Below are 12400 nucleotides of genomic sequence, written 5' to 3' on the forward strand. Positions count from 1 at the left end.
ATGATACCATTTCGTTTTATACAATGTGGAGATCTTCATTTAGGGACTCCTTTTAAATATTTAAAATCCCTTGGCAAACAAGTCGACGAAGCTGTGAATAGAGCGACCTATCGTTCCTTTTCAGAGATTGTAGACTTAGCTATAGAACAGCAGGTACAGGCTGTGTTAATTACTGGTGACATATACGATAGTGATACGCACAATTTAGAGGCGCAAGTTCGCTTTGCTTATGAGTGTGAGCGGCTAAGTCGTGAACAGATACCTGTTTTTTTAGTGCAAGGCAATCATGATCCAGCGGAAAGTTGGACTACTAAGATACGCTTGCCAGAGCTAGTTCATGTTTTTTCGTCACTACAAAGTGAGCGCAAGCCTTTAGTGGTAAAAGGAAAAGTAGTAGCGTATATATATGGTATCAGTTGTAGTTCGCAAAATAGGGCAGATGATGTAGCTCAATTCTTAAAACCTTGGGCGGAAGATCCTTTTTCAATCGGGATTTTTCATGGCACAGTAGGTGCTATGCCTGACCATGAAGTCGTGGGGCCTACAACCCTTACGCAACTTACTAGCTCGCCTATGCATTATTGGGCTATTGGCCATATTCATAAACGCCAAGTTCTGCATGAGGCGCCTTATGTTGTATATGCTGGTAATACGCAAGGTTTACATAAGAAGGAAGTGGGCCCTAAAGGCTGTTATTTGGTGGATGTCAGTGCGACAGGCCATGTGACCATGCAATTTCAGGAAACAGCACCGATTCGCTTTGAACAGGTGACGATAGATATTGGTAGTCTCACTGACAATGCAGATATGTTAGAAATGATTCGCCATAAGAAAGAGCTATTAAGAAAGTTAAAGAAACAAATTTTGTTAGAAATTATTTTGACGGGTACAGGTCCTGTGCATGAATTGTGTAATCAGCTTGAGGCTCGGCAAGTATGGCTACAGATGGCACAGGAAGAAGAGAAAAATAAGTATAACTTTGTGATGCCTTACGCCATTGTTGATAAGACGGTGGGCGAAACTGATTGGGCTGCACGACGCCAGATGGAAGATATGGTAGGCGACTATTTACGCAGTTTCGATACCTTAGGTTCTTTGCCTAAAGAGGAGCAAATCGGGCGCATTCGTGAACTTATTAATGAACGACCAGAGAGTAAACGCTTAGGAATATATAATAATTTATTAACGGATGAAGTTTTAGAAGAAGCATTGCGACGAGCAGAAGTAGCAGGAGCTCGTTGTCTCATGGGAGATACGGATGAGGATTAAGGAGATATATATTAAAGAGTTTGGCCCTTATCGGGAGTGGTCTTTTACACCGGCCACATCGGGGGTTCAGGTCATTTATGGACCTAATGAAAGTGGCAAAACCTCCTTGCTAGAAGCGTTGCGTTTTTTACTATTCGGTAAAAAAAGTAAGACTTATGGGTATGGTTCAGGACATCTTATTGTAGAACGTGAAGGGGTGTTATACCATATTGGGCGAGATGGGAAAAAATTAAATTTTTATCCCCTTGGAAAAGGTCCTATTAATGAAGAACCAGCATCACTGTGGTGGCATGGTTTAGACAAAAAGACCTATGATCGTATTTTTGCTATTACTGTAGATGAACTGCAAGGTGCTGATGTGCTAGCCGAGGTTGAAGTACGAGCTCGTTTCTTTGGTGGTGAAGGGGGCGAACGTTTAAGCACGGCGGTAAAAGATATTGAAAAAGCCTCGTCCGATTTGTTGGTTGCGTCAGCTAATGGTAAACGAAAAATTAATGTCCTCATGGAGCGTTTAAAACAAGTTCGTGAGACTATGGCTAATTTAGGTAAGCATGAAGAGGCTTACACGGCCTACCAGCAAGAATTAGATGGTATGGTGACTACAGAAAAAGAATTGGCAGAACGGCTTAAAGAATGGCAAGATTATGGCAAAGAAGTTGATTTGGTATTGCGTGCTTGGGATGTATATAAACGAGCCGAACATGCCAAAGAACAGATGAATACCTATGCCGTAACAGAATTGTTAGAAAAAGATGCTTTTTACGAAATAGACGAAAAAATTACGCAATGTCGTAATAATATGCAATTATGGAGTGGCAAAGAAGCTGGTTTAGTACCGGATAATTTTGCCCCTGATTCTTTAATTGGTGTATATAGTCAAGAAATTGAAAGCTTGTTTCAAGAGTTAGGCAAATGGACGCAATTACAAAAAGAATGTGAACAAGGTCGAGCTTACTTGAAACGCGTGAAAGAACAGCTAGATTTGTCACGGACGTTGCATAATGCTTGGCGCCCTGAGGCCGAAATGCCTGCTGAGGTTAATTGGGCCGAAGGGGAAGCCTTAGCGCGTCAATTGCGGAGTGCGCAGGATAATTACTTACATTGGCAAAAACGTAAGCCAGTGGAGCCTGTAGAATTAGTAAACTCTAAGGTAAAGGATGAAGAACATACGCTACAGACATTAGAGTCTAACGTGAAGTTGATACAGGATGCATACACTTCTTATGAGACTGCTGTGTCCGAACAAGAAGCCTTGGCTGAAGGCGCTGCTAAACCGTATTATCGATATGGTGCAATCAGTTTATTAGTATTGGCTGTGTTAGCTCTTGTATTATTGCCTGATATGGGTGTATGGTTAGCTATTGTTTTGGCCGTTGGAGGTGGCGCGCTCTTTGCATATGATTGGCAAACCAAGCGAAAACAACAAGGCCTTTATGAGGCTGCTTTGCATCAAAGCGAGCGACAGAAGCAGGCCTTAGAAAAGTTAGCCATAGAAGCGGGCGTAACTACACCTCAATCGGCTGCTGATATGACTGAACTTGTAGCTTTGGTAACAGAAAAACGGTCTGCTTTTAGTAATCAAAATTTAGCCTTAGCTAAAATCCATAGTTACGAACAAGTCTATAGTCAATGGCTAGCAGAAGGAAAGGAACTTGAAGCGGCTGGTAATAAAGCTATGGAAGCTTGGCAACGGTGGTTACCCGCAGGGGCTAGTCGCGTGCTTACGGACAATCAATTTTTTGCTCTTAAGCAAGAATATGACACTTATATGGACGATTTAAATCAGTATAAAGAGTATGAAAAGCGATTGCAAGAACATGAGGAATCCTTGCATGAAATTGAGAGTCGCTGTGCTGCTTTGTGGAATAAGTTAGAAGTGGATATTCCTGTGACGCCAATTGAGTTACGGCGGGTATATAATTTGTTAAAATCGCATCGACAAAATCAGGTACGATGGGAACAAAAAGAATCGCAACGACGTAATTATCACGAAGAATATGAACAGTGGAGTCGTCAGGAAAAAGCGCTGCTTTTAGAACAGGCAGAATTACTGCAGAAGAATGGGATTGCGACAGCTGGAGAATATCGCCAACGCTTATTGTTGCAAGATCAATATGTACAATGGCAAAAAGTGTATGAACAGAGCCGTGATCAATTAGCGCTTTTTGCGTCTAAAAAGGATAGTCATGAAGCTTTATATCGGCGCTTGAAATCAGGGAATAAAGAGAAATGGCAATCTGAAGCAGAGCGCAGTCATTCGGAGGTACAAGCTTTAGAGAAACGCTTGGCCGCTTTATATGAAAAACGAGGCCAAGTACAGGAGGCTATGCGTACTTTGTCGCAAGATAAAGCAATGTCCCTAGCTTTACAAGAAGAACAGCAATTAGAAGGGGAATTACAGGAGGCGTTAACTGCTTGGGCTACGCAAGTGTTGGTTAGTCATTTTATGGAATTGGCACAGGCTGATTATGAAAAAGACCGTCAACCGGAGGCTATGGCTACGGCATCTAATTATTTGTCTATGATGACGGATGGTAAATATACACTACAATTAGGGGATACAGCCTCTTCGTTACAAGCCGTATTAGCGTCTGGTGAAGTAGTGCCTACTGAGCATTGGAGTAGTGGTTTAGGCGATCAAGTATACTTAGCGTTACGACTTAGTTTGGCTAAAGTATTTGGGGAACGTGTAGAATCATTGCCGATTATTTTGGATGATATATTGTTGCGCTTTGATGAAGGTCGTCAAGAGGCTGCATTAAAAGTATTAGCTCATATTGGTGAGGTGGATCAGATTTTAATCTTTACTTGCCAGCAAGGAACGGCTGAACGAAGTGCCCAATTAGATGGTATGAGTGTATATGACCTAAGTGCTCAAGAGGCGCTGTAGTAGTATATAATTGAAATACTTAAGGGCGCTCTAGTTCTTGATGAATATCTTTGGCGCATAGATTTATTGATGTATTTTTATACATCGATATAACATAAAAATATAAATTGGTAACTTAATTTTGAGGATTGTTGTAGTGAATTTAGGACTTCTTACCTAGGTAAGAAGTCCTTTTTGTATTTGTTAGTACCTTGTATACATGAGTTTATTGCACCTTATATATCTGTATTTTCTATATGCAATTTTTGAGAATGGGGTTTATAATATAAACAATCTATTTTCTATAGAATTTAAAGAGATGGAAATTTTGTAGGGTATATGCAACTAAGGTATAGATGTTTATCCTATGAAATTGAGCCAACATTAGGTTAGGTAAAGAGAGAGTAGTAGCTTGGAAGGAGCCGGGGTTTATGGGACAATCACAGGTAGTAGGGAAAACGCAAATTGAAATTCAGCAGCAGGAGCAGTCACAGTGGCAAGCAAAGGGGCTATATCATTCAGCCTATGAAAAAGATGCTTGTGGTATGGGGTTTGTAGTTGATATTAAAGGTCGAAAATCTCACGATATTATTGATGATGGCTTGCGCATTTTAGAGCGGCTAGAACATAGAGGGGCTCGTGGTGCCGATGCTTCATCGGGTGATGGGGCAGGTATTATAGTACAAATTCCACATAATTTTTTTCAACGAGAATGTGAAGTATTAGGCTTTTCATTGCCCCCTGTAGGAAGCTATGGGGTAGGTATGATTTTTGCACATCCCTATGAAACATTGCGGAATAAGCAGAAGGCTATTTTAGAAGAGATTGTAAAAACAGAAGGGCAAGTTGTCTTGGGGTGGCGTGAAGTACCAGTAGATTCGCATGCCGTAGGTGCTGAAGCAGCGGCTATTCGCCCTTGGTTCATTCAAATATTTATAGGTAAAGGCGATAATATAATGAATGATGAAGAATTTGAACGCATTTTATATGTCATTCGTAAAGAAGCTGAAAAAAAGATTATTCCTTTAAGTAAAGCGGAAAGTGGCGATTTTTATATTGCTTCTTTATCGGCTAAGACCATTGTTTATAAAGGAATGCTCACGCCAAAACAATTGCGTGACTTTTATTTAGATTTAGCTGATTTAGATTTTACATCAGCGTTAGCTATGGTGCATTCTCGTTTTAGCACGAATACATTTCCAAGTTGGGCACGAGCGCATCCTAATCGTTTTATTGTGCACAATGGTGAAATTAATACGATTAGAGGCAATATTAATTGGATTAATGCTCGTGAAGGCAAGGCTAATTCAGAATATTTTCCACAAATCAAGAAGGTATTTCCTGTAGTGGATGATACTGGCTCAGACTCAGCTATGTTTGATAATACGCTGGAATTTCTTTATATGACAGGTCGTAGTTTACCTCATGCCATGATGATGATGATTCCTGAACCTTGGGAAAAGAATCCCCTTATGAGTCAAGAAAAGCGCGATTTCTATGAATTTAATAGTTTTATGATGGAGCCTTGGGATGGCCCAGCTGCGATGGGTTTTACAGATGGGGTTGTAGTAGGTGGTGTATTGGACCGCAATGGGTTACGTCCGTCGCGATACTATATTACTAGTGATGATCGTCTTATTATGGCTTCTGAAGTTGGGGTGGTGAATGAGTCGGCTGAGAATATTCGCTACAAAGGTCGTTTAGAGCCAGGTAAAATGTTACTTGTTGATACAAAAGAACAACGTATTGTGTCAGATGAAGAAATCAAGCATCGCATTGCTACTGAGCAGCCTTATGGAGAATGGGTGAAAGAACATATTATTCACTTAGAAGATATTGCACCTGCTAATGAAGAAGATTTGCCAGTAGTTACTAATTTACAAGAGCAACAACAAGTATTTGGATATACGCAAGAAGATTTAGTGCGTATGCTTCAACCTATGGCAAAAGATGGAAAAGATCCTGTAGGGGCGATGGGGGCTGATGCACCTTTGGCAATTTTGTCAGACAAGCCACAGCTACTTTACAGTTACTTTAAGCAATTATTTGCACAGGTTACCAATCCACCGATTGATGCTATTCGTGAGGAAATGGTAACGTCTACAGGGGTTATGTTTGGCAATAGTGGCAATATGATGGACCCGCATAAAAGTGGAACTTACTGTGTATCCTTAGATCGCCCTATTTTAACAAATAAGGAATTTGCAGCTATTAAACAGTTAGATTGCCGCCGCATGAAAAGTACAACTTTGTCTATCTTGTTTAATCCGGCAGAAGGAAGTCAAGGTATGCGCCAAGCCTTGGACGAATTATGTTCTAAAGCTGAAGAGGCGGCTCGTTCAGATCATAATGTTCTTATTCTGTCAGATCGCGGTGTAGATGCGACTCATGCGCCAATTCCAGCGTTGTTAGCTGTAGCAGCGGTGCACAATCATTTAATTAAGAAGGTATTGCGTACGGACATTGGACTTGTTTTAGAATCAGGGGAACCGCGTGAAGTCCATCATTTTTGTACATTGATTGGCTATGGTGTGACTGCAATTAATCCATATATTGCTTTTGAAACAATTACGTCCTTACAAAAAGAAGGGCGTTTAGGCCAAATAACAGCAGAAGCAGCAGAACAGAATTATATTAAGGCGGCGGTAAGTGGTATTTTAAAAGTTATGTCAAAAATGGGGATTTCGACCGTGCGCAGTTATCATGGGGCACAAATTTTTGAAGCCATTGGTCTTAATAGTGATTTTATTGATAAATATTTTGTAAATACGCCAACTCGTATTGGCGGTATTGGTACAGAAGGTGTGGCTCGTGAAGCTTTGGCACGGCACGAACGCGCTTTTGAAGCTAAGGCAACAACGCTTGAAGCTGGTGGTTTTTATGGTCCTATGAAAGATGGAGAACCTCATTTATATAATCCTAAGACTATTGATTTATTACAGCGTGCTTGTATGGACAATAATTATGAGCTGTATAAAGAATATGCAGAGGGTATTCGCCATGATTATCATGTTACATTGCGTAGTTTACTAGATTTTAATTATCCCGTAGGTGGCGGTATTGCGATTGAAGAAGTAGAGCCTGTTGAGTCGATTGTGAAACGCTTTAAAGGTGGGGCTATGAGTTATGGTGCCATTAGTAAGGAGGCTCATGAAACAATTGCTATTGCTATGAATCGCTTAGGTACAATGAGTAATTCTGGCGAAGGCGGCGAAGATGCAAGTCGCTATACTTTGTTGCCGAATGGGGATAACTTATGTAGTGAAATTAAGCAAATTGCTTCAGGGCGTTTTGGTGTTACCTCTGAATATTTAGTACATGCTAAAGAGTTACAAATAAAATGCGCCCAAGGGGCTAAGCCTGGCGAAGGTGGACAATTGCCAGGTAAGAAAGTATATCCTCCTATTGGGAAAGCCCGTCATTCTACACCGGGCGTGGAATTAGTATCGCCACCACCTCATCATGATATTTATTCGATTGAAGATTTAGCAGAATTGATTTTTGATTTGAAAAATGCAAATCGTCAGGCTCGTATTAGTGTGAAATTAGCCGCTGAAGCTGGTGTTGGTACGATTGCCGCTGGGGTAGCCAAAGCCAAGGCTGATAATATCTTGATTTGTGGCTATGATGGTGGTACTGGCGCGGCTGGTCGCACTGGTATGCGTCATACAGGGGCTCCTTGGGAATTAGGTTTAGCTGAAACGCATCAAACTTTATTGTTAAACCGTTTGCGCGATCGCATTGTGCTTGAAGTGGATAGTAAACTTATGACAGGTTTTGATGTGGCTGTAGCTGCCTTGTTGGGGGCAGAAATGTTTGGTTTTGGTACCTTACCATTAATTGCTGTGGGCTGTAAAATGGCGCGTGTATGCAATTTAAATACATGCCCGTATGGTGTAGCCACTCAAGATGAAAATTTGCGTAAGAATTTTAAAGGAAAGCCAGAATATGTAGAAAATCTTATGCTATTTTTAGCTCGTGAACTCCGTGAAATTATGGCTCGTTTAGGAATTCGTACAGTTCAGGATATGGTAGGTCGTGTTGATTTATTACGTCAAAAGGTAGTAGAGGATAATTACAAATTATCTCGTGTCGATTTAAAACGTATTTTATTTAGGCCATATACGGATATTTCTGTAGGTCACTATCATCAACATGAACAAGACCATGAATTAGCCAAAACGCTAGATGAAGGTAAATTATTGCGCATGTGTCGCCCTGCCATTGAAGAACAAAAACCAATCCGCGCTAAATTAGCTATTAATAATACGCATCGTGTTGTAGGCACTATTGTAGGTAGTGAAATTACAAAACGCTATGGGGCCAATGGATTAGCGCCTAATACGATTAAACTTAATTTTGTCGGTAGTGCCGGTCAAAGTTTTGGTGCATTTATTCCTAAGGGGATGACTATGGAATTGGAAGGCGATGCGAATGACTATTTAGGTAAAGGTTTATCTGGTGGTGTGATTACTGTATATCCGCCAAGGGGTGCTTTGTTTGAAGCGGATCAAAATGTCATTATTGGTAATGTAGCTTTTTATGGTGCTACGGCGGGTGAGGCTTATATTAGTGGTTGCGCTGGAGAACGTTTTGCAGTGCGTAATAGTGGCATTACCGCTGTTGTAGAGGGCGTAGGTGACCATGGCTGCGAATATATGACTGGTGGTGAAATTCTTGTGCTTGGCAAAACTGGTCGTAATTTTGGGGCTGGTATGTCTGGTGGTTATGCGTATATTCTAGATTTTGATGTGCGAAAATGCAATATGAGTTTAGTCGAAGCAAGACCTGCTGGAGGGGATGATTTAGAACGAATTAAATCGTTGGTAGAGGCCCATGTTTTACATACTAACAGTCGTAAAGGTCGACATATCTTAGATAATTGGCAGAACTTTGCTCAGCGTTTTACCAAAATTGTACCTACTGCTTATGAAGCTATGAAACAAGCGATTGCTTTGTATGAAGCAAAGGGGATGAGTGAAGCGGAAGCACAATTGCAAGCCTTCAAAGATACACACCATATAAAATAAACGAATTGTGAAGTTTTTAAAATAGGTTCAAAATTTGTAATGGTATGACGATTATATATGAGTCCGAATGTTGCAAGAGGAATAGAAAAACTCTTGCAATCGGGCTCATTTTGCGTTAATCGCTGTTTTTCGTAGTTAAAATATTTCGAATTTTTTGGAAATAGTATATAATAAAATAGCAATAAGAGAAGTGATAAATTAAGTGTGTAGGTCAACTTTGCAGAGTGCGGGAGTCTACATTTAAGTAGTTAAGTAGTAATTAATAGTTAGCTTATTCTAAATTAATAGTACGTTATGTAGGTATAAGGAATAGGGTATAAATTAAAAGACTGTTTACGTAAGGGGAACGGCAAAGGAGTATACCGTGAAGGCAAAGTATACAATAGGAATAATTGCTTTGGGATTGGCATTTATTTTAAGTGGTTGTAGTCATAATAGTGAGCCTAGTGCAACGGCCAAAATGATAACACCTAATACGACGGTGGCTACTGAGGCGAAGCCTGTAGAATCTATTCAAGAAGCTACGTATTTATTACAGCAAAATGAATACACTAAGGCTATTGCTAAAGCGGATGAGATTTTAGCGACCTATCCTAACTCAGATGAGGCCTATTCCATTAAAGGCATGGCTATGGGATTGAATGGCGAGGCCGTGACGGGGCTAGAATTTACTAAAAAAGCCTATGAAATTAATCCAAATAATGTAAGCAATTATTATAATATGGCCATGTTATATAAGTTAGATGGAAAGTTAGAAGAAGCAAAAGAGTGGTTTGAAAAGGTATTGGCAAAAGACCCTCATAATACTTGGTCTGCTTATGGCATTGCTACGATTTATGCTGATCAAGGAAAGGACGCAGAGGCTTTAGATTGGTTACGTAAAGCGGTTTCCTTAGATAGCGTGGTGAAAGAGGTAGCGCGTACGCAAGACCATTTTGTGCGGTTTCATGGTAACCAAACCTTTGAAGCCATTGTTAAGTAGATAAATTTATGGAGTTTTATAGAGTGGAGGCGCAGGCATGACAAAACAGCAGCAACGAAGTATTCGTTGGTCTATTATTCCTGTAATTATGCTAATGATGATGCTTCTAAGTGGTTGCTTTGGACCAACTAAAGTTACGACTGCAGAAGTTGATACAAAAGAAATGCCCGTTAAGATTAGTAATGATGCTAATATTACGGCTTTGAATAAAGTAACAATTGAACCTACTGTGTCAGGGCAAGTAAGCACTATGGCCGTAAAAGTAGGCGATGAAGTGAAACAAGGACAAGTGGTGGCTATGTTAGACACGAGTAACTTGCAAACACAGTTGAACCAATTAATTCAGGAACTAGGAGAACGACAAAGTGGTGCAGGTATACAAGCTGTGCCGCAAGAAACGACGGTTGTGCCAGGCGCTGTTTCGGCTGCTGATGTAAATCGTGCTCACGAAATGATGATGAATGGTATTATTACTGAAAAAGAATACCAGACAATTGTGCAGCGTTCGCAAGCGACTGTAGTAACTAGTGGGGGCGGCTATGTGGCAACTGGTGATGGCTTAGAAGTAGCCGGCATCCAAGCGGCTATTGCTCAATTACAAACGCAGATTGCGCAATCTCAAATTATTTCACCTATGAATGGTCGTGTGGCGGCTATTTATAATGAAGATCGAAAAGTAGCGATTGAAGGTCGTCCTTTTATGTTAATTCAGCAAAGTTCACCTGTAGTGGCTTCGTTGAGCATTCCTCAGAGCTTTGCTTTGAAATTAGCGGATCCAGCTATTAAAAGTACTTTAAAAGTATATTTAAAGGTGGATGATAAAGAAATTCCTGGTGAATTAACCTATGTAGATACAAATGCGCCAGCAGGAACACCGAGTGTGTTAGTAAAAGCTACGTTTGCTAATACGGATGATGTGATTAAACCAGGCGAATTCTATACATTGGTGATTGAATCTGCTGCGACGGCACCAGTTTTAGCTGTACCTAAGGAAGCAGTTCATGAAAATAAAGATGGCAAGTTTGTATATGTAGTAACGGCTAATAATACGGTAGATGTGCGTGTTGTTGAAACGAGTGCAACTGTTGATGAGTATACAGCGATTGTTATGGGCTTGAGTAAAGGGGAACGTATTATTACCTCAAAAGGTGAATTTGAATTAGGTGAACAAGTTACCTATTAAACTATTAGAGCTTAAGACGTAGTTAAGAAGTGGCGCTTAAGGCGTAGTTAAGAAGAAATTGAGCTGTGCTTAAATTGAACTGCACTTAATATAGAATTTAAGTAGCGATTGAATAGAATTTATGAAGTGACTGAATAGTCATCAAAAATAATTGAATGGTAATTATGTAGAGCTGTTGAGCAGTTAGTATAGTAGACTGATGCTCAGCAGCTTTTTATTTTTGCTGTGGTATATTTTGAAAAATTGAAAAAAGGGCTTGACGTTTATGGACTACTTTGGTAAGATAGTCAAGTCGTCACTTGAGGGTACTAATTATGAGGTATCCAGAGGGTGAAGGCAAAGACACTTTCACTGCAATAGGATGCAATTAAATTCTGAGTGCATTGAATTGTGTTGCCAGTTGTAACTGATTTATTTCAAGTTCGTCAAAATCTTGTAAAAAAGTTATTGACAGAATGTATCGATGGTGTTACAATATAAAAACCGTCAGCGATGACGGTGAAGAAAATGCAAACGAAATATGCAGAGGTTGCAAGTTTTGTTTGGTAGCAGATCTTTGAAAACTGAACAATGTAAGGTAATCATTTCTAACGAAATGAACATAGCCAGAGTGCGGGTTTCAACGACGTTGAAACTAACCAAATAAATTCTAAGTTAGATAACTTCGGTTAAGCTAACAACAACGAAAACGAGCTAGCAAATAGCTCCAAGATATCTTGGAGAGTTTGATCCTGGCTCAGGACGAACGCTGGCGGCGTGCTTAACACATGCAAGTCGAACGGAGAGCGATGGAAGCTTGCTTCTATCAATCTTAGTGGCGAACGGGTGAGTAACGCGTAACCAACCTGCCCTTCAGAGGGGGATAACAACGGGAAACCGTTGCTAATACCGCGTACGATTGAGTTCCGGCATCGGAACTTAATGAAAGGTGGCCTCTATATATAAGCTATCGCTGAAGGAGGGGGTTGCGTCTGATTAGCTAGTTGGAGGGGTAACGGCCCACCAAGGCAATGATCAGTAGCCGGTCTGAGAGGATGAACGGCCACATTGGGACTGAGACACGGCCC

The 12400-nt window shown here is 40.5% G+C and carries 5 protein-coding genes and 1 rRNA gene; all 6 read left to right on the forward strand.

The features are described 5' to 3' along the window. Positions 1-1269: a metallophosphoesterase family protein gene (locus NFR44_RS05290; protein WP_251441670.1), complete on the forward strand. Its 1269-nt coding sequence runs from the start codon at positions 1-3 to the stop codon at positions 1267-1269. After that, complete coding sequence (locus NFR44_RS05295; RefSeq protein ID WP_251441671.1) at positions 1259-4159, forward strand: AAA family ATPase; 2901 nt, start codon at positions 1259-1261, stop codon at positions 4157-4159. Before NFR44_RS05290 ends, NFR44_RS05295 begins: the two co-directional genes overlap by 11 nt. A 410-nt stretch (positions 4160-4569) precedes the next feature. Further along, entirely contained in the window at positions 4570-9168 is a 4599-nt protein-coding gene (gene gltB, locus NFR44_RS05300; protein WP_251441672.1) for a glutamate synthase large subunit, read from the forward strand. Positions 9169-9532: 364 nt separating this feature from the next. Further along, entirely contained in the window at positions 9533-10150 is a 618-nt protein-coding gene (locus NFR44_RS05305) for a TPR end-of-group domain-containing protein (protein ID WP_251441673.1), read from the forward strand. A 37-nt stretch (positions 10151-10187) separates the two neighbouring features. Beyond that, a complete protein-coding gene (locus NFR44_RS05310; RefSeq protein WP_251441674.1) occupies positions 10188-11333 on the forward strand; it encodes an efflux RND transporter periplasmic adaptor subunit in 1146 nt (381 codons plus the stop codon). Between the two features lie 713 nt (positions 11334-12046). After that, positions 12047-12400 (forward strand): 16S ribosomal RNA (locus NFR44_RS05315); the annotation flags it as partial.

The organism is Veillonella intestinalis (assembly GCF_943193155.1).
Classification (GTDB): domain Bacteria; phylum Bacillota; class Negativicutes; order Veillonellales; family Veillonellaceae; genus Veillonella_A; species Veillonella_A intestinalis.

Coding starts and splice junctions, on each gene's coding strand:
- NFR44_RS05290 (WP_251441670.1), top strand. CDS start 1: ATGATACCATTTCGTTTTATACAATGTGGAGATCTTCATTTAGGGACT.
- NFR44_RS05295 (WP_251441671.1), top strand. CDS start 1,259: ATGAGGATTAAGGAGATATATATTAAAGAGTTTGGCCCTTATCGGGAG.
- gltB (WP_251441672.1), top strand. CDS start 4,570: ATGGGACAATCACAGGTAGTAGGGAAAACGCAAATTGAAATTCAGCAG.
- NFR44_RS05310 (WP_251441674.1), top strand. CDS start 10,188: ATGACAAAACAGCAGCAACGAAGTATTCGTTGGTCTATTATTCCTGTA.